General features: G+C 65.7%; 26 protein-coding genes. 19 read left to right on the forward strand and 7 right to left on the reverse strand.

Annotation, left to right across the window (positions count from 1 at the left end):
* Positions 1–2: 2 nt before the first annotated feature.
* Together BZF57_RS15670 and BZF57_RS15675 are read right to left on the reverse strand one after the other, a co-directional pair.
* Entirely contained in the window at positions 3–485 is a 483-nt protein-coding gene (locus tag BZF57_RS15670) for an ArsI/CadI family heavy metal resistance metalloenzyme (RefSeq protein ID WP_086739712.1), read from the reverse strand.
* On the reverse strand, positions 482–823 hold the full coding sequence (locus tag BZF57_RS15675) for an ArsR/SmtB family transcription factor (protein WP_086739714.1): 342 nt from the start codon (positions 821–823) through the stop codon (positions 482–484). The genes BZF57_RS15670 and BZF57_RS15675 overlap by 4 nt, the downstream gene beginning before the upstream one ends.
* 601 nt (positions 824–1424) lie before the next feature.
* Here BZF57_RS15675 and BZF57_RS15680 point away from each other — a divergent pair.
* The 6 genes from BZF57_RS15680 (at position 1425) to BZF57_RS15705 (ending at position 7169) form a co-directional block, all read left to right on the forward strand.
* On the forward strand, positions 1425–3437 hold the full coding sequence (locus BZF57_RS15680; protein WP_086739716.1) for a ribonucleoside-diphosphate reductase subunit alpha: 2013 nt from the start codon (positions 1425–1427) through the stop codon (positions 3435–3437).
* Positions 3438–3513: 76 nt separating this feature from the next.
* Positions 3514–3699, forward strand: coding sequence for a hypothetical protein (locus tag BZF57_RS15685; protein ID WP_143738521.1), 186 nt, complete (start codon positions 3514–3516; stop codon positions 3697–3699).
* A gap of 65 nt (positions 3700–3764) precedes the next feature.
* On the forward strand, positions 3765–4811 hold the full coding sequence (locus BZF57_RS15690) for a ribonucleotide-diphosphate reductase subunit beta (protein ID WP_086739720.1): 1047 nt from the start codon (positions 3765–3767) through the stop codon (positions 4809–4811).
* Positions 4812–4896: 85 nt separating this feature from the next.
* The gene (locus BZF57_RS15695) at positions 4897–5853 is read left to right on the forward strand and encodes a DNA cytosine methyltransferase (protein ID WP_086739735.1); all 957 of its coding nucleotides are present in this window, start codon (positions 4897–4899) and stop codon (positions 5851–5853) included.
* On the forward strand, positions 5850–6755 hold the full coding sequence (locus BZF57_RS15700) for a NaeI family type II restriction endonuclease (protein WP_086739737.1): 906 nt from the start codon (positions 5850–5852) through the stop codon (positions 6753–6755). The genes BZF57_RS15695 and BZF57_RS15700 overlap by 4 nt, the downstream gene beginning before the upstream one ends.
* 39 nt (positions 6756–6794) lie before the next feature.
* Positions 6795–7169 (forward strand): DUF1294 domain-containing protein, encoded by a 375-nt coding sequence (locus tag BZF57_RS15705; protein WP_086739749.1) that lies wholly within the window; start codon positions 6795–6797, stop codon positions 7167–7169.
* 189 nt (positions 7170–7358) lie between these two features.
* On the opposite strand, the gene BZF57_RS15710 is transcribed toward BZF57_RS15705, so the two are convergent.
* Positions 7359–7838: a thermonuclease family protein gene (locus BZF57_RS15710; RefSeq protein WP_086739751.1), complete on the reverse strand. Its 480-nt coding sequence runs from the start codon at positions 7836–7838 to the stop codon at positions 7359–7361.
* A gap of 122 nt (positions 7839–7960) precedes the next feature.
* On the opposite strand from BZF57_RS15710, the gene BZF57_RS15715 reads away from it, so the two are divergent.
* On the forward strand, positions 7961–8212 hold the full coding sequence (locus tag BZF57_RS15715; protein WP_086739753.1) for an HP1242/YdcH family protein: 252 nt from the start codon (positions 7961–7963) through the stop codon (positions 8210–8212).
* Between the two features lie 60 nt (positions 8213–8272).
* Here BZF57_RS15715 and BZF57_RS21145 read toward each other — a convergent pair whose 3' ends face one another.
* Positions 8273–8443: a hypothetical protein gene (locus BZF57_RS21145; RefSeq protein WP_156076263.1), complete on the reverse strand. Its 171-nt coding sequence runs from the start codon at positions 8441–8443 to the stop codon at positions 8273–8275.
* Positions 8444–8592: 149 nt separating this feature from the next.
* On the opposite strand from BZF57_RS21145, the gene argB reads away from it, so the two are divergent.
* The 7 genes from argB to BZF57_RS15750 all read left to right on the forward strand — a co-directional run bounded on the left by argB (position 8593) and on the right by BZF57_RS15750 (position 13723).
* On the forward strand, positions 8593–9516 hold the full coding sequence (gene argB, locus BZF57_RS15720; RefSeq protein WP_086739755.1) for an acetylglutamate kinase: 924 nt from the start codon (positions 8593–8595) through the stop codon (positions 9514–9516).
* A 112-nt stretch (positions 9517–9628) separates the two neighbouring features.
* Positions 9629–9910 (forward strand): YggT family protein, encoded by a 282-nt coding sequence (locus BZF57_RS15725; protein WP_086739757.1) that lies wholly within the window; start codon positions 9629–9631, stop codon positions 9908–9910.
* On the forward strand, positions 9910–10818 hold the full coding sequence (folD, locus tag BZF57_RS15730) for a bifunctional methylenetetrahydrofolate dehydrogenase/methenyltetrahydrofolate cyclohydrolase FolD (RefSeq protein ID WP_086739759.1): 909 nt from the start codon (positions 9910–9912) through the stop codon (positions 10816–10818). Before BZF57_RS15725 ends, folD begins: the two co-directional genes overlap by 1 nt.
* A gap of 93 nt (positions 10819–10911) precedes the next feature.
* Positions 10912–11664, forward strand: a complete 753-nt coding sequence (locus tag BZF57_RS15735; protein ID WP_086739761.1) for a Cif family virulence factor — start codon at positions 10912–10914, stop codon at positions 11662–11664.
* A gap of 32 nt (positions 11665–11696) precedes the next feature.
* A complete protein-coding gene (locus BZF57_RS15740; RefSeq protein WP_086739783.1) occupies positions 11697–12323 on the forward strand; it encodes a MarC family protein in 627 nt (208 codons plus the stop codon).
* Positions 12324–12377: 54 nt separating this feature from the next.
* Positions 12378–13430, forward strand: a complete 1053-nt coding sequence (locus BZF57_RS15745) for a DUF475 domain-containing protein (protein ID WP_086739762.1) — start codon at positions 12378–12380, stop codon at positions 13428–13430.
* Positions 13427–13723: a hypothetical protein gene (locus BZF57_RS15750; RefSeq protein ID WP_086739764.1), complete on the forward strand. Its 297-nt coding sequence runs from the start codon at positions 13427–13429 to the stop codon at positions 13721–13723. The genes BZF57_RS15745 and BZF57_RS15750 overlap by 4 nt, the downstream gene beginning before the upstream one ends.
* Here the strand turns inward: BZF57_RS15750 and BZF57_RS15755 are convergent.
* Positions 13720–14007: a YciI family protein gene (locus BZF57_RS15755; protein WP_240506017.1), complete on the reverse strand. Its 288-nt coding sequence runs from the start codon at positions 14005–14007 to the stop codon at positions 13720–13722. The genes BZF57_RS15750 and BZF57_RS15755 overlap by 4 nt on opposite strands.
* Positions 14008–14158: 151 nt before the next feature.
* On the opposite strand from BZF57_RS15755, the gene putA reads away from it, so the two are divergent.
* Positions 14159–17281 (forward strand): bifunctional proline dehydrogenase/L-glutamate gamma-semialdehyde dehydrogenase PutA, encoded by a 3123-nt coding sequence (gene putA / locus BZF57_RS15760; RefSeq protein WP_086739766.1) that lies wholly within the window; start codon positions 14159–14161, stop codon positions 17279–17281.
* Positions 17282–17284: 3 nt separating this feature from the next.
* On the forward strand, positions 17285–17563 hold the full coding sequence (locus BZF57_RS15765; protein ID WP_086739768.1) for a hypothetical protein: 279 nt from the start codon (positions 17285–17287) through the stop codon (positions 17561–17563).
* On the opposite strand, the gene BZF57_RS15770 is transcribed toward BZF57_RS15765, so the two are convergent.
* Entirely contained in the window at positions 17560–18051 is a 492-nt protein-coding gene (locus BZF57_RS15770; protein WP_086739787.1) for a chlorite dismutase family protein, read from the reverse strand. The two genes, BZF57_RS15765 and BZF57_RS15770, sit on opposite strands and share 4 nt — an antisense overlap.
* Before the next feature lie 138 nt (positions 18052–18189).
* Between BZF57_RS15770 and BZF57_RS15775 the strand changes: the two genes are divergently transcribed.
* Positions 18190–18912: an endonuclease/exonuclease/phosphatase family protein gene (locus BZF57_RS15775; protein ID WP_086739770.1), complete on the forward strand. Its 723-nt coding sequence runs from the start codon at positions 18190–18192 to the stop codon at positions 18910–18912.
* Between the two features lie 198 nt (positions 18913–19110).
* Here BZF57_RS15775 and BZF57_RS15780 read toward each other — a convergent pair whose 3' ends face one another.
* Positions 19111–19851, reverse strand: a complete 741-nt coding sequence (locus BZF57_RS15780; RefSeq protein WP_143738522.1) for an imm11 family protein — start codon at positions 19849–19851, stop codon at positions 19111–19113.
* 271 nt (positions 19852–20122) lie between these two features.
* Between BZF57_RS15780 and BZF57_RS15785 the strand changes: the two genes are divergently transcribed.
* Both BZF57_RS15785 and BZF57_RS15790 read left to right on the forward strand, forming a co-directional pair.
* Entirely contained in the window at positions 20123–21031 is a 909-nt protein-coding gene (locus BZF57_RS15785; RefSeq protein ID WP_067402726.1) for a tyrosine-type recombinase/integrase, read from the forward strand.
* Positions 21032–21037: 6 nt separating this feature from the next.
* Positions 21038–22231, forward strand: coding sequence for an IS91 family transposase (locus BZF57_RS15790; RefSeq protein WP_067489996.1), 1194 nt, complete (start codon positions 21038–21040; stop codon positions 22229–22231).
* The last annotated feature ends 303 nt before the right edge of the window (positions 22232–22534 follow it).

Raw genomic sequence — 22534 nt, forward strand, 5'->3', positions numbered from 1 at the left:
GGTCAGCAGCAGCCGGTTTTCGCAAGCGGCGCTGCGGTGGCGGCTTGCGGCACGCAGCACGCGCCCGTGGCCGCATCGGCATTGGCGAGCTGTTCGAGATCGGGGCTGCCGCCATAGGTCGTGCTGCCGCCGGTGGTGAGGAAGGCTTCCCACACCACGCCATCGGGATCGGCGATCCAGCTCTTCTCCGATCTGGCGTAGCAGCAGGTGGTTGCGCCCTCTTCCAGCACCGGACGGTCGGCGGCCTTGAGGCGGGCATAGACTTCGGCGAGTTCGCCCTCGTTCTCGACCTGAAGCCCGACATGCTCGATGCCCTTGGCCGCGCCTTCGCGCATCGAGATCGCGAAGTTGATGCGCGGGTCTTCGAGCATCCACTTGGCGTAGTCCGCCTTCACCACCTCCGGCGCGGCGCCGAACAGGTGGGTGTAGAAGGCGATCGAGGCATCGAGGTCGGTCACGCCGACATGCAGGTGGAAGCGCTTCACAGGACAGTCTCCTCGGGTTTGGCGGGCGCGCAGGCGGCGGCATCCTCGCAGGGCAGGCCGCCGCAGCAGTTTTCGGTGAGGTAGGCCATGAGGCCGTTCATCGCGGCATAATCCGCCGCGTAGATGATCGAGCGGCTCTCGCGCCGCTGGGTGACGAGCCCGGCATTGGCGAGCTGGGCGAGGTGGAAGCTCATCGAGGAGGGCGGCACGCCGATTCGCTCGGCCAGCGCGCCGGCGGGAATGCCCGCGGCTCCGGCCTGCACCAGCAGGCGGAAAGCGGCGAGGCGGTGTTCCTGCGCCAGCGCACCCAGCGCGCGGATGACGAGATCGGCCTGCATCGGACACTCCAATGATTCGATAAATGTTGAAATATAGAAGCGATCGGTGCCCGTCAATCGTGTAAGTCACGGCGCTCTGGCTTACCCCGGGCGGGGCTGAGCAGCTCGCGAGGCGCCGATCGCACCCCTCGCGCGCAACAATCGAAGCCGCCCGCGTGCAAAAGATTCACGGGTGGATTCGAATGATTCACTCCCCATATTTTTCTTCACAGATTCAATTTGGGGCTTGCGGGGCTCGCGACTCAAGCTTGCTCCACGCGTCGCGGGTTTGTGACAGGGTGATGAAGCGCTCCGGATGGTAACTAGGTGCTTAATCCCCCGTTGACGGGATTCCCTGGCTGATTCATCATCTAGTGGTTCGGTGCAAATCGGACCCCCAAGCCTTGGTGAATTCTCCCCGCCCCGCGAGAGGGCGCAGGGAGAGCGATTCGCCCCGGCGCAAGGGTCTGGCCAGCGCCGCGAATGGGATCGACCGACCTGTCAGCACGGCCACGAGGGGGGCAGGCTGTTGGCAAGTCTGTGGACCACCCGGTATAGAACAGAATCGGAACAAAGCCTCTTGTGCGATGGTGCCGATTCGGGGGACAAGTGGGGCTGACAGATGGATTTCAAGGCGAGCGATAACGTGCCGGACGTGACCAATGAACTCGAAACCGGCGCGGGCGCGGGGGAAGATAAGGCAGTGACGATGAAAACGACTGATACCGGCTCCGACGCGCTGATCGCCGCCAAGGCGACCGAAGCGCTTGGGCATGCCATGGTCGAAGCGGCCAAGGATGCCGCCAAGACCGACAGCAAGAAGGTCAACGACCGCCGTTTCACGATCGTCACCGACGCCAGCCGTGACGCGCGCCTCACCGATTTCGGCAAGGACACCCTGACCGACCGCTATCTGCTGCCCGGCGAGGTCTATCAGGACCTCTTCGCCCGCGTGGCCGATGCCTATGCGGACGATCAGGAGCACGCCCAGCGCCTGTATGACTACATCTCGAACCTGTGGTTCATGCCCGCGACCCCCGTTCTCTCGAACGGCGGCACCAACCGCGGCCTGCCGATCTCGTGCTACCTCAACTCGGTTGAGGACAGCCTTGAAGGGATCGTCGGCACCTGGAACGAGAACGTGTGGCTCGCCTCGAAGGGCGGCGGCATCGGCACCTATTGGGGCAATGTCCGCGGCATCGGCGAACCGGTCGGCCTCAACGGCAAGACCAGCGGCATCATTCCCTTCGTGCGCGTGATGGATTCGCTGACCCTCGCGATCTCGCAGGGCTCGCTGCGCCGCGGGTCGGCCGCGTGCTATCTCGACATCAGCCACCCGGAAATCGAGGAGTTCCTCGAAATCCGCAAACCCTCGGGCGACTTCAACCGCAAGGCGCTGAACCTCCACCACGGCGTGCTCGTCACCGACGAGTTCATGCAGGCCGTGCGCGAGGGTGCCGAATTCACCCTGCGCTCGCCGCGTGACGGGTCGGAGCGCGGCAAGGTCGATGCGCGTTCGCTGTTCCAGAAGCTGGTCGAAACCCGGCTGGCGACGGGCGAGCCCTATATCGTCTTCAACGACACCGTGAACCGCATGATGCCCAAGCATCACCGCGATCTCGGCCTCAAGGTCTCGACCTCGAACCTGTGCTCGGAAATCACCCTGCCGACCGGCATCGACCACCTCGGCAATGACCGCACGGCGGTGTGCTGCCTGTCCTCGCTCAACCTTGAAACCTGGGAAGAGTGGAAGGGCGACAAGCAGTTCATCGAGGACGTGATGCGCTTTCTCGACAACGTCCTGCAGGACTATATCGACCGCGCGCCGGACGAAATGGCCCGCGCCAAGTACTCCGCCTCGCGCGAACGCAGCGTCGGCCTCGGGGTCATGGGCTTCCACTCCTATCTCCAGCAGAAGGGCGTCGCCTTCGAGAGCGCGATGGCCAAGGCGCTGAACCTCCAGATGTTCAAGCATATCCACGCCAAGGCCTCGGAAGCCTCGATGCTGCTCGCGCAGGAGCGGGGCCCTTGCCCCGACGCCGCCGACATGGGCGCGATGGAGCGCTTCAGCTGCAAGATGGCGATCGCGCCGACCGCGTCGATCTCGATCATCTGCGGCGGGACTTCCGCGTGCATCGAACCGATCCCGGCCAACATCTACACCCACAAGACTCTGTCGGGCAGCTTCATCGTCAAGAACCCCTATCTCGAGAAGCTGCTCGAGAAGAAGGCGAAGAACTCGACCAATGTCTGGAACTCGATCCTCGAGCGGGGCGGCTCCGTCCAGCACCTCGACTTCCTGACGCCGGAGGAAAAGGCGGTCTACAAGACCAGCTTCGAGATCGACCAGCGCTGGCTGCTTGAATTCGCCGCCGACCGCACGCCCTATATCGACCAGGCCCAGTCGCTGAACCTGTTCATCCCGGCCGACGTCGACAAGTGGGACCTGATGATGCTCCACTACCAGGCGTGGGAAAAGGGCATCAAGTCGCTCTATTACCTGCGCTCCAAGTCCGTCCAGCGCGCCGGCTTCGTCGGCGGGGTGGAGGCGGACAACACGCCCGAACTCGCCAAGATCGAACTCGCCGCCAGCGGCGAGCAGACCGATTACGAGGAATGTCTGAGCTGCCAGTAATCCGCGTCAGGGCGCGCGCCGGACATCCCGGGCGCGCCCTTCGCCGGGGGACTGCGGTCAGGGGGGAGAGACCAGCGTGAACATGCCATTCGCCACCGCCGTGATCGGCCTCGTCACCAGCATCTGGTTCGGCTTTCACGCCGTCCGCGAGCTGAAGCGCGACAAGGAAGGTCACAGCCGCAACGCCGCGATGATCCACATCGCGATGGTCTCCATGCTCGCGCCCTTCTGCCTGATCGTGATCGCCACCCACTGGCCCTGACCTGAATCCAAGCGCCGCTGCGCACCGTATCTGCTATACCGAACCCATCTCAGGAGTATCCGCCCATGTCGCTGCTCGAAGCCCGCAACACCTACAAGCCCTTCCAGTACCCCTGGGCCTATGACTTCTGGAAGCGCCAGCAGCAGATCCACTGGATGCCCGAGGAAGTGCCGCTGGGCGAGGATTGCCGCGACTGGGCGCAGAAGATCACCGATCACGAGCGCAACCTGCTCACCCAGATTTTCCGCTTCTTCACGCAGGCCGATGTCGAGGTGCAGAACTGCTACCACGAAAACTACGGCCGCGTGTTCAAGCCCACGGAAGTGAAGATGATGCTCGCCGCCTTCTCCAACATGGAGACGGTGCACATCGCCGCCTATTCGCACCTGCTCGACACCATCGGCATGCCCGAGACCGAGTACTCCGCCTTCCTCGAATACGAGGAAATGAAGGACAAGCACGACTTCCTCGGCCAGTTCGGCGTCGACACCGATGAGGACATCGCACGCACCCTCGCGGCCTTCGGCGGCTTCACCGAGGGGCTCCAGCTCTTCGCCAGCTTCGCCATGCTGATGAACTTCCCGCGCTACAACAAGATGAAAGGCATGGGCCAGATCGTCAGCTGGTCGGTCCGCGACGAGAGCCTCCACTGCGAGGGCATCATCAAGCTGTTCCACACCTTCTGCGAGGAACGCCAGTGCCTCACCAAGGCGGTGAAGGAAGACCTGATCGACATCTGCCAGAAGACCGTCCGTCTGGAAGACGCCTTCATCGACCTCGCCTTCGAGATGGGCCCGGTCAACGGCATGAGCGCCAAGGAGATCAAGCGCTACATCCGCTACATCGCCGACTGGCGCCTGAAGCAGCTCGGCCTGCAGGAGATCTACATGATCGAGGAGCACCCCCTCCCCTGGCTCGCCCCGCTCCTGAACGGCGTCGAACACGCCAACTTCTTCGAAACCCGCGCGACGGAATACTCGAAGGGCGCCACCCGCGGCGACTGGAACACCGTGTGGTCGTCGTTTGATAAGCGCCAGAAGGCGAAAGCTGTCAACGAGGACGATGGTGTGGTGGCTGAGGCCGGGCTGTTTGGGGCTGAGGCTGCGGAGTGATCTTGACGAGTGGCTCCATTCCGGAGCCACTCGCTTGACTGGAACGAATTAAGAACATAGCGGTACGCAAAAGAGGAGTATCGCCATGCAATCAATCGAATTCTGCGCGGGTGCTGGCGGACAGGCGCTCGGTCTCGAGCAGGCAGGTTTCGATCATGCAGCGCTGGTCGAGATCGAAGCGGATTTCTGCAAGACCTTGCGCCTCAACCGTCCTCAATGGGATGTGCGGTGCGCGGACATGAATGCGTTCGACGGCCGCTCGTTCGCTGGCGTCGATCTGATGGCTGGCGGACTACCTTGCCCCCCGTTTTCGGTGGCTGGCAAGCAACTTGGCGATCTGGACGAACGCAACCTCTTCCCGGCTGCAATCCGTCTGATCGACGAGATCAAGCCCAAGGCGGTGATGATCGAGAACGTGCGCGGGTTCCTCTCGCCTGTCTTCGAGGAGTATCGTCTGCATTTGAAGGCGGAGTTCAAGAAACTCGGTTATGTGGTCGATTGGCGCTTGCTCAACGCGAGTGATTTCGGTGTGCCGCAATTGCGGCCTCGCGTCGTGATTGTGGCCCTCAAGCAAGAGTTCACGGACGGGTTCGAATGGCCTGAGGTGCTGCCGCAAAACCCGCCAACTGTAGGCGAGGTGCTCAAGGACATGATGGCTGCGAACGGTTGGCTCGGCGCGGCGCGCTGGGCCAAGGAAGCGAACGACATTGCACCTACCATTGTCGGTGGATCGAAGAAGCATGGCGGCCCAGACCTCGGTCCTACCCGCGCACGTAAGGCATGGGCTGCGCTTGGCGTGGAAGGCCGAACGGTCGCCGAGAAGGCTCCGGAAAGTGATTTTGTCGGGATGCCGCGTCTGACCGTTGCGATGGTGGCTCGCTTGCAGGGTTTCCCGGCGGACTGGCATTTCTTTGGCCGCAAGACGACCGCGTATCGGCAGGTCGGCAACGCCTTCCCCCCGCCGGTGGCGTGCGCGGTGGCGAGCAAAATCAAGGAAGCACTAGTTGTTAACGTTCATCCTATCGTCCGGGCGGTAGCTTGAATCTGTTTGGCGGCGACGGTTACCAGCCACTCCACCATGATCATCCCGATCATGATGATCTCGCTCGCCTCGAGGCTGATCTGCTTAAGGCTGTTGGCGGACGTGATAGATTTGTCGAAAAACTCCGATCTTTTTTCCGCTCGGCAATTGACGAGGTAATCGATACGGCGCGGACTGGGCGCTACTTCCTCTGTGAAATTGAAAAGACAGAGAAAACGTATCTCGGAACCAAATTCGAGATTTTACTAAGAGATTGGCTGGATGTTCCTAAGGGAGTGGTGCTCGATCTTCTGATCGGTGGTCAGGAGGTCGATGTAAAGTCAACTACGATGGGTGGGTCAGGATGGATGATCCCGCCCGAAGCCATAGATCGCCTCTGCATTTTGCTGCGAGTGAATGAAGATGATTCGACCTGCGCGGTTGGTCTGGTGCGAGCCCGAGCCGCCTATCTTCGGGGTGGGCAAAATCGTGATGCCAAAACCTCGTTTTCAGCTGCTGGAAGGAGCCACATTTGGTGGATGGTGCAAGACTTCCAGTACACTCCAAATTTTTGGTCCCTAGTTGGTTCAGATACTAGAGACCACATAATGGCTCCCCGCGGAGGGACTGACCGGCTCGCACGTTTATTCCAAACTTGTCTTGAGGTACCCGTCTCTCGCGTGGTGATAGCCAGCGTCGCAGCGCAAGATGATTTCATGAAACGGCTTAGGAAGAACGGGGGGGCGCGTGATCTGCTCGAAAAGCAGGGGATCGCTCTGCTCTATTCTGAGAACGACCGAGATCTCATGAAGAGCCTTGGTTTGAAGTTCGGGTCTCGGGAATTCATATCTTTCCGACCAAAAAATCCCCAACAGCTAGAAGCATTGAGGAACGCCGGTAAGCTCCCATCCGACGGAGTATAAGCAACCCTTCCGCAACCCCTCTCGCGCTATCCCGCGCCGATGGAGAACCTCGCCGCCCTCGCGTCCCCGCAGAATATCGCTGCGGCCAAGGCGCTGCTGACGCCGGCCAATCTTGCGACGGCGCTGATTGCGGTGAACTTCCTCGCCTTCGCGGCCTTCGGCATCGACAAGGCGCGGGCCGAGGCGGGGGCGTGGCGGATTTCGGAGGGGACGCTGCTCAGGCTCGCCTTCTTCGGGGGCACGCCGGGGGCCTATGCGGGGCGCGCGCTGTTCCGGCACAAGACGAGGAAGCAGCCCTTCAGCGGCAATCTCCACATGATCGCGGCGCTCCAGATCATCGCGCTCGCCGCGCTGGCGGTGTGGTTCAAGGGCCTGCCCGCCGGCGTGGAGCGCTGGATCGCGGCGCTTTCCTAAAGGGGGGCGCCTGCGCTATGAGGGCCGGACGAAGCGGTTGAAAAGCGGCGGATTTTGCCCCGCGCGCCGCGTGAAACACCCGAAATCGAGCGATTTCAGCCACATGGCCGCGAGGACCGTGCTATCCAGCCTGCGCCAGACCCCTGCCAGACCCCTGCCAGACCCCCTCCAGACCCCCTCTAGACCCTCTCAGACCCCGCACCAGCGCGCTCTCGGCCCGCCCCAGCGCGCGGCGAGGCCCTCACGCACCAGCACCTCGCCCAGGCTCTTGCCGCCGCGGGTGACGATCCTGAGCTCGCGGCCATAGCGGTCACGGGTGCGGCCGCCGGGCGGCGCGGCAAGGCCGAAGCGCCCGGCGTTGAGAAGCTCGCGCATCCGTTCGGTCGCCCGCCTGCCGAGGGCGCGCTCCTCGGGGCAGCGGGGCTGCGAGACCTCGGGCGTGTCGATATCGGCGACGCGGATCTTGGTGCCCGCGAACCAGAAGGTGTCGCCGTCGACCACGCAGGTGACGCGCACCGGCCCGCGGCAGAGGGGGAAGCGCGCGCTGTGCGGCTCGCCCCCGCCCTGCGCCTCGCCCGTCCCCGGCGCAAGCGTCAGCGCTCCTGCGGCGGCAAGCGGAACGAGTGCCAGCGCCAGCCAGCGGCGGCGGAAGGGCTGCGGCAGTGTCATGTGAATATCCCGCCGCCACCATACCGCGCGCGCCGGCGGGTTCCAGCGCTTTTGACCCCGGTCAAATACCAAGGCCCGGGGAGGATCTAGGCAGGGGGCATCCAACCCATGGGAGAACCCGAATGTCCGCACACACCCCGCACGAACTCGCCGCAGAATTTCCCGAAGATGCCGCCGCGCTCTACCGCCTGCGGCAGGAGAATGCGCATTTCGCGCGGCTGGCAGAGCGGCATCACCAGGTGAACCGCGCGATCCACCGCATCGCCTGCGAGACCGAGGCGGCGAGCGACGAACGGCTCGAAGCGCTCAAGAAGGAGCGGCTGCACCTGCTCGACGAGATTGCGGAGATGCTGGAGAATATGCCCGCGTATTGAGGGGCTTATGCGGGCGGGGCACGAGGCGATGCTCCGCCCGCGACCCGCGCCTGCCGGACGTCAGCCGGTAACGTCGCCCCGCGGGGTGGCGCGGCGGTCGGTGCCCGAACGGCGCTCGCCCTTGCGGCGGTCCTCGCCCTCGAACGGAAGCTGCGCCTTGCGCCGGTCGCCCTGGCGACGTCCTCCGCCTTCGGGATCGACCCCCGGTGTCGTGCTGTCCTGTTCGGCCATGTTTACCTCTCTCGCGGCGCTCGATACCATCAAGCACCGGGAATGCCTAATTCCGGCTTAACGCGCAGCGGCAAGGCTTGGCCCCGCGCCCGCAAGCGGCTAGGGCGCACGGCCACAGCGCGAGGTGCGCGCACGGGAACTGATGCACGGTGACTGACAAGCCATTCCACGCGGCCCCTCGCTCGGGTGCCGAAACGCCCGACCTCGCCAAGGCCGAGGTGCTGATCGAGGCGCTGCCCTATTTCCAGCGCTACGCCGGACGCACCTTCGTGGTGAAATACGGCGGCCACGCGATGGGCGACCCCGAGGCGGCGCGCGATTTCGCCGAGGATATCGTGCTGCTGAAGGCGGTCGGCATCAACCCGGTGGTGGTCCACGGCGGCGGCCCGCAGATCGGCCAGATGCTCAAGCGGCTGGGGGTGGAGAGCACCTTCGTCGACGGCCTCAGGGTCACCGACGAGGCTACCGCCAAGGTCGCCGAGATGGTGCTCTCGGGCGCGATCAACAAGGAACTGGTCGGCTGGATCGCGGCCGCGGGCGGCAAGGCGATCGGCATTTCGGGCAAGGACGGCGGGCTGGTGCAGGCGCGCAAGGTCAGCCGCACGACCCGCGATCCCGACAGCAATATCGAGCAGGCGGTCGACCTCGGCTTCGTGGGCGAGCCAGCGGCGGTCGATACCACGGTGATCGACACGATGGTCGCCGCGGGCATGATCCCGGTGATCGCCCCCATCGCGCCGGGCGAGGACGGGGCGACCTACAACATCAACGCCGACACCATGGCGGGCGCGATCGCGGCGGCGCTGGGCGCGGCGCGGCTGTTCCTGCTGACAGACGTGCAGGGCGTGCTCGACGGGGAGGGCAAGCTCCTGACCGATCTCACCCCCGCTGACATCGCCAGGCTGCGCGACGAGGGCGTGATCCGCGGCGGGATGGTGCCCAAGCTCGAGACCTGCGTCACCGCGGTGCAATCGGGCTGCGAGGCGGCGGTGGTGCTCGATGGCCGGGTTGGTCACGCGATGTTGCTCGAATTCTTCACCGCGCGCGGCGCGGGCACGCTGGTGCGGGCCTGAGCGCACACGCCTCGGGAACTGAGATATGGCGCGAGGCGTATTAACAGGCTAATACGCTTCCAAGGGACCCCACAGGGCCGCGCAAGCCCCCATTGAACGGAAACGGACTGCAATGACCGGAGCACTGCTAGAAATTCTCGGCATGGTGATCAGCACCGCCAACATGCTGCTGATCATCTGGTTCATCATCGGGCTTCTCTTCGCCTTCAACGTGGTGAGCCCGAGCAACCAGTTCGTCTATGCGGTGCATGACGCGCTCTCGCGCCTGTTCGAGCCGGTGCTGCGCCCGATCCGCAGGGTGATGCCCGATACCGGCGCGATCGACTTCTCGCCGATGGTGTTCATGATGCTGCTGATCGCGGTGTCGAAGCTGATCCAGGGCGCGGCCTACTGATGGGCGAGACGGTGACGACGGCAGCGCGGATCGACGGCAAGGCCTTCGCCGAGGGCCTGCGCGCGCGGATCGGCGCGGCGGCGGCGGCGTTCACGCAGGCCACCGCGCGCCGCCCCGGCCTCGCGGTGGTGCTCGTCGGCGATGATGCCGCGAGCCAGGTCTATGTCGGCGCCAAGGCCAAGGCCTGCGAGGCGGCCGGCATCGCCAGTTTCGAGCATCGCCTGCCCGCCACCACCAGCGCGGCCGAGCTGCTGACGCTGGTCGAGCGGCTGAACCGCGATCCCGAGGTCGATGGCATCCTCGTCCAGCTCCCGCTGCCGCAGGGGCTCGACGAGCAGGCGGTGATCGCCGCGATCGATCCGGACAAGGATGTCGACGGGTTCCATGTGATCAACGCCGGGCGGCTCTCCGTGGGGCAGGAGGGCTTCGTCCCCTGCACGCCGCTGGGCTGCCTGATGCTGCTGCAGGATCACCTCGGCGATCTCAGCGGTCTCGATGCAGTGGTGATCGGCCGCTCGAATATCGTCGGCAAGCCGATGGCGCAGCTGCTGACCGACGCCAACGCCACGGTCACCATCGCGCATAGCCGCACCAAGAACCTGCCCGAGGTCGTCCGCCGCGCGGACATCGTGGTCGCTGCCGTGGGCCGTCCGGGGATGGTGCGCGGGGACTGGATCAAGCCGGGCGCGACCGTGATCGACGTCGGCATCAACCGCTTGGCCCCCACCGAGGACAAGCCCAAGGGCAGGCTCGTCGGCGATGTCCACTACGGCGAGGCGCTGGCAGTCGCGGGCGCGATCACCCCGGTGCCGGGCGGGGTCGGACCGATGACCATCGCCGTGCTGCTGCGCAACACGCTGGTGGCGGCGCACCGTCATGCGGGGCTGGACGCGCCGGAGGGTATCTAACATATCTCCGTTCGGGCTGAGCCTGTCGAAGCCCTGCTTTTCGCTTTCAGGAAGAACGGCCCTTCGACAAGCTCAGGGCGAACGGAGGTTTCCATGCGCGTCGTTGCCTTGATCCTGGTGCTCGCTCTCGCCGCCTGCGCCGGGCCGAACCGCCGGGCGGGGCCGCCGCCTGCGGTGATCGACCGGGTGCTGAAGAACGCGCCGGGCGCCGGGCAGCCGAGCACCATCGTCGCCGCCGAGCTCGCCTTCTCGCGGGCCGCGCGCGAGAACGGGCAGTGGACCGCCTTCCGCCAGTTCGCCGCTCCGGGCGCGATGATCCACGGCGGCAACGGGCCCTTCCCGGCGCAGGCCTGGCTCGCCACCCAGACCGATCCCGCGCAGGCCGTGCAATGGTCGCCGCGCGCGGTGGTGGTGAGCTGTGACGGGGGCCTCGCGGTCAGTAAGGGCCGGTTCCGCGATCCCGACGGCACTGTCGGCAATTTCGTTACCGTGTGGGAACGCCAGCCCGACGGCGAATACCGCTATGTCTTCGACGTCGGCGGCGCGGACAATCCGCAGCCGCCGCCCAAGCAGCGGATCGAGGAGGGCGAGATCATCGTCACCGCGCTCGATCTCGTCGAAGGCCTGATCGCGAGCTGCCCGCGCGGCGGCAATCCGGTGCCCCCGCCGCCTGCCCTGCCCATCGGCGAGGACGGCAAGGAAGGCGCGACCCTCTCGCGTGACGGCACCCTGCGCTGGCGCTGGACCCACGGCGCGGACGGGACGCGGGCCATCGCGGCGGACTACTTCTACGAAGGCCGCTGGGTCACCGCGATCGAACAAAGCCTTGCCCCCGACCCCAAATGATGTGAGGGGCCGAGGCAGTTGATCCCATGGCCCTGACCGAGACCTTCCTTTCCGCCTTCGTCACCCTGTTCGTGGTGATCGACCCGCCCGGGTGCGCGCCGATCTATGCCGGGCTGACCAAGGGCGCGACCCCGGCGCAAGCGCGCAGCATGGCGCTGCGGGCGACGGGGATTGCCTCGGCGATCCTGCTGGTCTTCGCGCTGTTCGGGCAGGAACTGCTCGGCGCGCTCCATATCGAGCTCAACTCGTTCCGCATCGCGGGCGGGCTGATGCTGTTCTTCATCGCCTTCGACATGGTCTTCGAGAAGCGCACCCAGCGCCGCGAGGAGCGCGCCGAGAAGATCGCCGCCACGCCCGAGATCGAGGATGTCTCGGTCTTCCCGATGGCGATGCCGATGCTGGCGGGCCCCGGCGCGATCGCGGCGATCATGCTGCTGATGAACGAGGCCCACGGCGACTGGGCGATCATGGGGCAGGTGCTCGCCGCGCTGGTCGCCGTGCTGGTCATCACCGCCGCCGCACTGGTCGCCGCCGGGCCGCTGATCCGGCTGCTGGGCGACAAGGTCGAGGCGGTCATCACCCGCCTGCTCGGCGTGCTGCTGGCCGCGCTCGCGGCGCAATATGTGATCGATGGCCTGAAGGGCAGTTTCGGGCTCTAGCCCGCCGCTCCGGCCCGCTCTAAGAGCGATCCGTCAACGCGATAGGGATACCCGATGTTCAAGCATTTCGGCGGTTCGCTGCTGTTCACTCTGATCGGCCTTGCGGTCGGCGGCTGGTATGGCTGGGAGCTGACCGGCACCTTCGACGGCGTGCTGTCGATCGTGTGGATCTGCGCGGTGCTGGCGGTGCTGGAGGTCTCGCTGTCGTTCGACAACGCGGCGGTGAACGCCTCGGTGCTCAAGGACATGGACCCGGTCTGGCAGCAGCGCTTCCTGACGTGGGGCATCGCCATCGCGGTGTTCGGGATGCGGATCGTCTTCCCGCTGGTGATCGTGATGGTCGCCGCGAGCCTCGGACCCGTCGAGGCGCTGAAGCTCGCGCTCAACGAGCCGGCCAAGTATCAGGCGATCGTTTCCGATGCGCACGTGGGCCTGATGGGCTTCGGCGGGGCGTTCCTCGGGATGGTCGGCCTCAAGTACTTCTTCGATTCCGACAAGGACGTGAACTGGATCGACGTGATCGAACGCCCGCTCGCCAAGGTCGCGAACATCGAATCCCTCACCATCGGCGTGGTGCTGGCGGGGACCTGGGCGGTCTCCAGCGTACTGCCGCCCGAAGAGGCGCATACCTTCCTGATCGCCGCCATCGCAGGCCTGCTGACCTATCTCGCGGTCGAGATCGTCAACCACCTGCTCGAACCGCCGACGCCCTCGACAGGTGACGTCGCCAAGGCGGGCTTCGGCGCGTTCCTCTATCTCGAAGTGCTGGACGCCAGCTTCAGCTTCGACGGCGTGATCGGCGCCTTCGCGCTCACCAACAACCTGATCGTGATCGCCATCGGCCTTGGCATCGGGGCGATGTTCGTGCGCTCGATGACGATCTTCCTCGTCCACAAGGGCACGATGAGCGAATACCGCTACCTCGAACACGGCGCGTTCTACGCGATCCTGGCGCTGGCGGTGATCATGTACCTCAACACCTTTGCGCATATCTCGGAAGTGATCACCGGCCTGATCGGCGCGGTGCTGATCGGGCTGGCGTTCTGGTCCTCGGTGAAGTGGAACCGCAACAACCCCGCCCACGCGCAGGACGAGGTCGGGGCTTGAGGGTCACCGCCTTCGGCGCGCTGACCGCCGCGGTGCTGGCGGCGGGGCTGGTGCTGGTGGCACTGCTAGGGCTGGTGCTGCTGATGGGCGACTGCGCGGCGGCGACGGATACCGACGCGGCGCTCAAGTCCTGCATCGCCGAGGGGCGGCGGCAGGTGTTCGCCTATCTGGTGTTGGCGCCGGTGATGTGGGTGGCGGGCGTGGCGCTCGCGCTGCGCAAGAAACCTTACGCGATGCTGGTCGGCCTGCTCGCCGGCCCCATCAGCCTTGCGGCTGTCGGCGTCGTCTTCTAGGCCCAGTCGCCCAGCAGCGGGGTGAATTCGTCCACCCGGATCAGCTGCCACACCCCGCCGGTGAGGTAGGGATCGTCCGCGAGAATGGCGCGCGCGGCGGCTTCGTCCTCGGCCTTCACGATCAGCAGCGAGCCGATGATCAAGCCATCGGCGCGCTTCAGCGGGCCGACGATCACGAAGTGCTCGGCATTGGCGTGGACGAATTCGAGGTGGGCCGGGCGATGGATCGCGCGCAGCCGTCCGCCGTCTTCACCGTCGCGGCAATGGAAGCAGAACATGCGCATGATGGTGAATGGCCCCTGTTGGTCGAACGCGAAGGCTAAACGCAGGCCGCGCGGCGGGCAAGCGGGCCGTTGCAAAACCCGCGCTTGAAGCGCAGCCTCTTGCCGTCCAGAGGGCCGCCTTGCTCTCTCGAATCGTTTCAGGTGAAACCAGATGGCCGACTACACCGCCGCCCCAGCAATCGACCGCACCGACCTGCGCCGTGCCTATCGTCAGGACGAGGAAGCCTGCATCGCCGAACGGCTGGAGCAGGCCGCCCCTGCCGCCAGGGTGCACGAAGCCGCCGCGCGCCTTGCGATCGACCTGATCGAAGGGGCGAGGGCCAAGAAGGCGAGCGGGATTGACGCGTTCCTCCAGCAATACGGCCTCGATACCGAGGAAGGCATCGCGCTGATGTGCCTGGCCGAAGCGCTGCTGCGCGTGCCCGATGCGGCGACGGCGGACGCGCTGATCAAGGACAAGATCGGCAGCATCGATTGGGGCGAGCATCTGGGCGAAAGCTCGTCCACCTTCGTCAACGCGGCGACCTTCTCGCTGATGCTGACGGGCGAAGTGCTCGATCCGCCGGACGCGCGGCAGAAGGGTCTGGGGAGCGCCTTCAAGCGCGCGATGAACCGGCTGGGCGAGCCGGTGATCCGCACGGCGACGGGCCAGGCGATGAAGATTTTGGGCGGCCAGTTCGTGTTCGGCCGCACCATCGACGAAGCGCTGAAGCGCGCCGCGCCCGAACGCGCGCGGGGGATCACGCACAGCTTCGACATGCTCGGCGAGGCGGCGATGACCTTCGCCGATGCCGAGAAATACCGGCAGGCCTACGAAAGCGCGCTGGCGCGGCTGGTGCGCGAATCCGGCGCGGGCGTGGCGGGCTCGCCCGGGATTTCGGTGAAGCTGTCGGCGCTGCACCCGAAGTACAATTTCTTCCATGCAGGCGAGGCCAAGGCTGCGATGATTCCGGTGATCCGCGACCTCGCCGTGAAGGCGCGCGACGCGGACATCCACTTCACCATCGATGCCGAGGAAGCCGAGCGGCTCGAACTCAGCATGGACATCATCGAGGAACTGGTCGCCGATGACGACCTGTTCCGCCGCCCGGACGGCAGCCGGTGGGAGGGCTTCGGCCTCGCCATCCAGGCCTATTCGAAGCGCGGGATCTGGGTGTGCGACTGGGCGGGGAAGGTGGCCCGCAGGCACGGGCGCAAGCTGTTCGTGCGGCTGGTCAAGGGCGCCTACTGGGACAGCGAGGTGAAGCTCTCGCAGGTGGGCGGCTACACCGATTACCCGGTGTTCACCCGCAAGGTCGCGACCGATGTGAGCTACCTCGCCTGCGCCGCGCGGCTGTTCGAGCACAGCGATGTGATCCGCCCCGCCTTCGCCACGCACAACGCCTACACCATCGGGGCGATCAAGCATCTCGCCGCCGGCCGCCCGTTCGAATTCCAGCGCCTGCACGGCATGGGCGAGGAGGTCTATGACGCGCTCCACGCGCTCGAGGGCAACCAGCGTACGCCGGTCAGGATTTACGCTCCCGTGGGTGGGCACAAGGAACTGCTCGCCTATCTGGTGCGCCGCCTGCTCGAGAACGGAGCCAACACCAGCTTCGTCAACCGCATGGGCGATGCCGACATTCCGGCCGAGGAGCTGGTGGGCGATCCGGTCGCGGAGCTCGCCGCGATGAACCCGCGCCGCAATCCGGCGATCCCGCTGCCGGGGGCAATCTTCGCGAAGCGGCAGAATAGCGCGGGCGTCGATCTCTCCGATCCGCTGGTGCTGGGGCCGCTGATGAATCAGCTCAAGGCGCTCGAAAGCCGCCAGTGGGCCGCCGAGCCGACTTTCGGGGGCACCGGCGCGGTGGTGAACGTCACCTCGCCGCATGATCCCTCGCGCATCGTCGGCACCCGCCGTGACGCGACTGCCGCCGACGTCGACGCCGCCTTCACCCGTGCCGCCGCAATCCAGCCCGGCTGGGACGCCCTGGGCGGCGAGGCGCGCGCGCTGTTGCTCGAAGAGGCCGCCGACCTGTTCGAGGCGCACACCGCAGAATTCCTCAGCCTGTGCCAGCGAGAGGCGGGCAAGACGCTGCTCGATAGCGTGCTCGAGCTGCGCGAGGCGGTCGACTTCCTGCGCTATTATGCCGCCGAAGCGCGCCGCCAGTTTGCCGCGCCCGTCATCCTTCCGGGGCCGACGGGGGAGGAGAACAGCCTCACCCTCCACGGGCGCGGCGTCTTCGCCACGATCAGCCCGTGGAACTTCCCGCTCGCGATCTTCATCGGCATGGCGAGCGCCGCGCTCGCCGCTGGCAACAGCGTCATCGCCAAGCCCGCCGAGCAGACCCCGCTGATCGCCGCGCTGGCGGTGAAGCTGTGCCACGAGGCCGGCATCCCGCCCGAGGCGCTGCAACTGCTCCCCGGCGCGGGCGAGGTCGGGCAGCTCATCACCGCCGACCCGCGCCTTGCGGGCGTCGCCTTCACCGGCTCGACCGACACCGCCCGCGCGATCAACCGCGCGCTGGCGATGCGCGACGGCCCGATCGCCACGCTGATCGCCGAGACCGGCGGGCAGAATGCGATGATCGTGGACTCGTCAGCCCTACCCGAACAGGTGGTGCGCGACGTGCTGGCGAGCAGCTTCCAGAGCGCGGGCCAACGCTGTTCGGCGCTGCGGGTGCTCTACCTTCAGGAAGACATCGCCGGACCGGTGCTGGAGATGATCCGCGGCGGGTTCGAGGCGCTGACCGTGGGCGACCCGTCCGACCTTTCCACCGATGTCGGCCCGGTGATCGACGCCGAAGCCAAGGCGCTGCTCGAGGCGCACGTTGCCGATTGCATCGCGAAGGGCCTCAAGGTGGAGCGCCTCCCCGGCGCGCCGACCGTGGGCCACTTCGTCGCCCCGACGATCATCGAGATCGGCTCGATCGCCGACCTCGCGCGCGAGAATTTCGGCCCCGTGCTGCACGTGGTGCGCTTCAAGGCGGGCGAATTGGGCAGGGTCGTGGACGATATCAACGCCACCGGCTTCGGCCTCACCCTCGGCCTCCACAGCCGCATCGCCGAGACCCGGCGCTTCGTGCAGGCCCACGCACGCGTCGGCAATTTCTATGTCAACCGCAACCAGATCGGCGCGGTGGTCGAAAGCCAGCCCTTCGGCGGCGAGGGCCTCTCGGGCACCGGGCCGAAAGCGGGCGGCCCCCACTACCTCGCCCGCTTCGCCACCGAGCGCGTGACCTGCATCGACACCACCGCGGCAGGGGGCAACGCGAGCCTGCTGGCGGCGGGTTAAGGAGTGGGCCTCTACACGATTGTCTGCGAGTTCATGGGCACGACCAGCGTGATGCAGGTGTCCGCGTCCGGCGGGGAGGCGGCAGCGCAGGCATGGACACGCCAGCTTCGGGCGGAAGCGCTATTCGGCCCGTCGTCCGGCCGCGTTGCCGGGGCCGTCGAGGAAAGCCTCCTGACACTTCCTCCCACTCCGGTTGCCGGAGTGGTGAAGGTTTGGTGCCTGTCGACCTCGTGCGACGGGCAGCTGTGCCTCGCCAACATCGTGGAAACGAACCCGCTCTAGCCCTCGCGCGTCAGCCGGATATCGATCTCCCGCGTCACATAGGTCCACTCCTCGCTTGCGCGCAGGCGCACGAGCAGTTCATCGAACAGCCCCTCGTGCTCGGGGGCGAATTCGAACCAGGTGAGGAAATCGAAGGGCTCTCCCAGGTCGCGGCCGTGGTGCAGGCGGCGAGCGATTTGCGGCAGGTATTCCATCCCGATGCTCGTGTGGCGCGACTGCTCCTCGTAGATGCGGCGGCGTTCGTCCTGCGCGAGCGCCCACCACGCCTCGCTCTTCGAGATCGGGATCAGCGCCGCCCGCCGCGCTGCGCGGCGGCCCAGCGGGCTGCCGCGCGCCGACAATTCGCTGAACTCCTCGCGCAGCGTGTAGCGCAGGTGGCTCGCCACGCCCGAGAGCGTCCACAAGGCCCCGCGCGCGTCGGCGAGGCCACCCTGCCGCACCGAAAGCCCCGCAACCTGCGGCAGGCTCTCTCCGGCAAGCGTCGTCATCGCCGTCACCGCCCAGTCACCCCGGACGCCGCCATCAAAAGACCACAGAACCCGCGCGCCATATGTCATGCGGCAAGGATGCGACGAGGCGCGCGCTTCGCTCTATCGAATTAGCGCGGCGAAGGTTAGCTTGCGCCGATGCCGGACGCCGCTCCCCCGCCTGCCGCCTTCAAGGTCGCGAGCTACAACATCCACAAGGGCGTCGGCACCGACCGCCGCCGCGATCCGGCGCGCATCCTCAATGTGCTGAACGAGGTCGGCGCGGACGTGGTGTGCCTGCAGGAGGCGGACTTGAGGTTCGGCACCCGCGCGAGTGTGCTCCCGCGCTTCCTGATCGAGGGGCATAGCGACTACGTCCCCGTGCCGCTCGATGTGCAGGGGGATTCGATGGGCTGGCACGGCAACGCGATCCTCGTGCGGCGCGGGATTGCGGTGGAGAGCCACGACATCCTCCACATCCCCTGCCTCGAGCCGAGGGGCGTGGTGACGGCAAGGCTGCGCATCGGAGAGGCGGCGCTGACGGTGTTCGGGATGCACCTCGACCTCTCGGGCCTGTGGCGCGTCCGTCAGGCCCGCACCATCGCCGCGCTGGGCGAAGCGGCGCGCGCGAGTGGCCCGGTGGTGCTGATGGGCGACCTCAACGAATGGCGCGCGGTCGCGGGCTGCTTCCGCGAGTTCGGGCGGCATTTCACCCTGCTCGACCCCGGCCCCAGCTTCCCGAGCCGCCGCCCCTTGGGCAGGCTCGACCGGATCATGCATTGCGAAGCGCTGACAGCGCAGGACTGCGGCGTCCACCGCAGCGCGCTGGCGGCGAGCGCGTCCGATCACTTGCCGGTGTGGGCGGAGTTTTTAGCGGGGTGAGGGGCGGATGGCTGCTTTCGGGCGAAAGGCACGATGCGCTGAATGACCGGGCGTGGGTGGAATGCTGAATGGCAGCTTAAGGCATGGCTGATTGCTTCTGGCGGCACTTTCCAGCTTAGGCGAATGGTGAATTCGAACACCACGGCTACGAGAGTAAAGCATCCGATCCTCGCAAGAGGTTTACATTACTGCGGGCGCTCACAAGTCACCCTCTTCTGCCAAGTGCTGAGCAGTCGGCAAATCCAGACCTGCTTCGGTGAAGGCTTGCATGAGTGCATCAGAGAAACACAAGAGCTTCTCTCCAAAGAAACGCTCACGCCAAAGGTGAGCGTCCTGAATGTCTCCTCGTCTGAATCGCAATTTCCGGAATGACGAGAGTTGGGTGAGGTATGAACGAGGAGATATTTTCTCCAGTTGCTGAAAGGCAGGGTCGAGCATCTCCGGTTTGGCGATCACGCTGTCACGCCAGTTGCCCACAGCCATAGTGTAATAGGGCTCAGGAAAGACCGAACCGTTTGGCAGCCTTAGCTCGATTGGAAAGAATTGATGGACGCCGGGCTCGAAACGCTCGATGATGTCGCGCATCTTGCCGGAGACAACCTTGATCCGGTCAACGAGCTCAACAATATCCCCGAGCACGCGATGGGACTTTTCGGCAGAGAACCATTTGGGCGCCTCAGCCTCTTCGATGGCAGTAAGCGGCGGTGTGTGCGGGTCGGGTTCGACGCCGTGCTCATCGATAAACTTGTAGAGCACAAAGGACTTGTAAGTCATCGCTCCATACTTTTCGCCTTGCCTTTGAAATCTCAACTTTTCCTTCTCAGGCATTCCGAAACGGTAATACATTTCCAACCGCTCGGACCAACTCTCGGCTCCGGTCGGGTCATCTGCGAACTCGAATGTTCCTGAAATGAAGTACTTGCCGAACGAATCCGGCATTTGCATTCCCCAAACCATCACGCCGCCTCCATCGCAGAATACCTCGAACCGAGCGGATTCACTGAAAATGACCAGACCATGGCAACACCGCTTAAAGGATAGCCGGGATAGACCGTTGACTCGCATAAAGGTCAATGACTTGAACGGGATCGATGCACGAACCCGCTTCGCGGGAGTGTCGCTGGCGGCGAGGGTGATGTAGAACGACAGGCGTAGCGCCTGATCCGAGAGAGGCAGACGATTGTGGCTCCTTCAACCAAGGAGTCGAACGATGAACGAGATTATTCCGATTGGGCCGGTCAGCCCGCTTCGCCAGCGGCTGATCGAGGATATGTCACTGCGCCGGTTCGGGCCGGAGACGCAACGCAACTACCAGCGCGATGTGGGACGGTTCGCGACCTGGCTGGGGCGCTCGCCGCATACCGCGACCGCCGAGGATGTCCGCCGGTTCCAGATTGAGCAACGGGAAGCCGGGGTGCCGGCGCCGACCATGAACAGCATCGTGGCGGCGCTGCGGTTCCTCTTCACCCACACCCTCGACCGGCCCGATCTTGCACGCAAGCTGGTCCGCACCGCGCACGCTCGCAAGATCCCGGTGGTGCTGACCCAGAGCGAGGTGAAGCGCCTGCTCGATGCGACCACCAGCCTCAAGCATCAGGCCGCATTGTCGGTCGCCTATGGTGCGGGTCTGCGCGTCGGCGAGGTCGCGGCGCTCAAGGTGCGCGATATCGACAGCAAGCGCATGCTGCTCAGGATCGAGCGTGGCAAAGGCGGGCGATACCGCAATGCCATGCTGCCAGAGGGCTTGCTCGTGCTGCTGCGTGACTGGTGGCGCGCGGGGCGTCAGCAGGGTGTGCTCCACGCTGATGGCTGGCTCTTCCCGGGACGAGGCGCCATGCTGCCGATCAGCACACGCCAGCTCCACCGTGTCGTCGTCGAAGCTGCCGAGGCAGCCGACATCGCCAAGCGGGTAGGACCGCACACGCTGCGTCACAGTTTTGCTACGCACCTCCTCGAGGACGGGGTCGATATCCGCGTCATTCAGGCGCTGCTCGGTCATGCCAAGCTGAACACCACCGCCTTTTACACGCAAGTGGCAACCAAGACGGTGCGCGCCGTGGTCAGCCCGCTTGACCGGCTCGCACTGGCGGCACCGGACAAGGAGGCGCCGAGCGGCTGAGGACCGGTGCGCGCCGCACTCGAGGTCGCCGACGTTTTCTGCGCTGCCGGGCCAGCCTATCGGCTCGCCCATGCCGGGCACCTGAGCCTGCATCAGCTCAAGGTCATGTCGGCGATCGAGCACTGCCGCACCGCCGCGCTGGGCGGGCATGTCGAGGCCTGCACCGACTGCGGACATTGGCGGATCGCCTACAACTCCTGCCGCAACCGCCATTGCCCCAAGTGCCAGGGCACCGCCGCGCGCACCTGGCTCGCCTCGCGCGAGGCCGACCTGCTGCCGGTGGGATACTTCCATGTCGTCTTCACGCTGCCTGCCGAGATCGCGGATATCGCGTTCCACAACAAGGCGCTGCTCTACGACCTGCTGTTCAAGACTGCGTCCGAGACCACGCTCACCATCGCCGCCGACCCGAAGCATCTCGGTGCCCGCATCGGCATCACCGCCGTGCTCCACACCTGGGGCTCGGCCATGACCCACCACCCGCATATCCACATGATCGTGCCGGGCGGCGGTATCGCGCCGGATGGGGAGCGATGGATATCATCCCGCCCGGCCTTCCTCCTGCCGGTGCGCGTGCTGGGCGCCTTGTTCCGCCGCCTGTTCCTCACTCGGCTGCTGGCGCTTTACGATGCCGGCAAGCTCGCCTTCTTCGGTCGGCTCGCTCATCTCGCCGATCGTCGCGCATTCCTGCGCCACCTCGCGCCGGTGCGCAAAAAGCGCTGGGTGGTCTACGCCAAGCCGCCCTTCGCCGGTCCCGAGGCCGTGCTCGCCTATCTCTCGCGCTACACCCACCGGGTCGCCATCTCGAACAGTCGCCTCCTGCGGCTCGACGAGCATGGGGTCACGTTCCGCTACAAGGACTATCGCCGTTCTACGCCAGACCGGCAGCAGGTCATGACGCTCAGCGCCGACGAGTTCATCCGCCGCTTCCTGCTGCACTGCCTGCCACGCGGGTTCCACCGCATCCGCCACTATGGCCTGCTCGCCAGCGGCACCCGCAAGGCCCACCTCGAGCGCGCCCGCCGCCTGCTCGCCCTCGCGCCGCCCACCGCGGTCGAGCCACCCACCGAGCCCCCCGATCCGCGCCCGCCATGCCCTTGCTGCGGCGGGACCATGATCATCATCGAGACCATCGAACGCCGCTATCTGCCGCGCGGCCCGCCATGTCCGATCGCACCATCCGGGAACCTTGCGTCGTGACCCGGCACGGCCCCACACCGCCAGACCTCACCGCAACCGCGCTCCCGGGGATGAGGATGTCTGCATATCATCCGCCCAGGAGCAGTCGTCCCATCGCCAAAATCGGACGGACGAGCTCCCCACAGCCGCCCTGTCACTCCAAAATCGGACGGGCTGCTCTCAAACCCGTCCGCTTATCGACACCGTCTGCAGACGCCCAGATCGGCCGTAAATCGAAATCCCCATAGCTCACCGCATGCGGCCCGCGGGTTCGGGCACCGTCGACTTTCCGACGCCTATCGGCGTCCGAAACTCTAAACGATT

It is taken from the genome of Erythrobacter colymbi, assembly GCF_002155685.1.
In the GTDB taxonomy this organism is placed as follows: Bacteria; Pseudomonadota; Alphaproteobacteria; order Sphingomonadales; family Sphingomonadaceae; genus Erythrobacter; species Erythrobacter colymbi.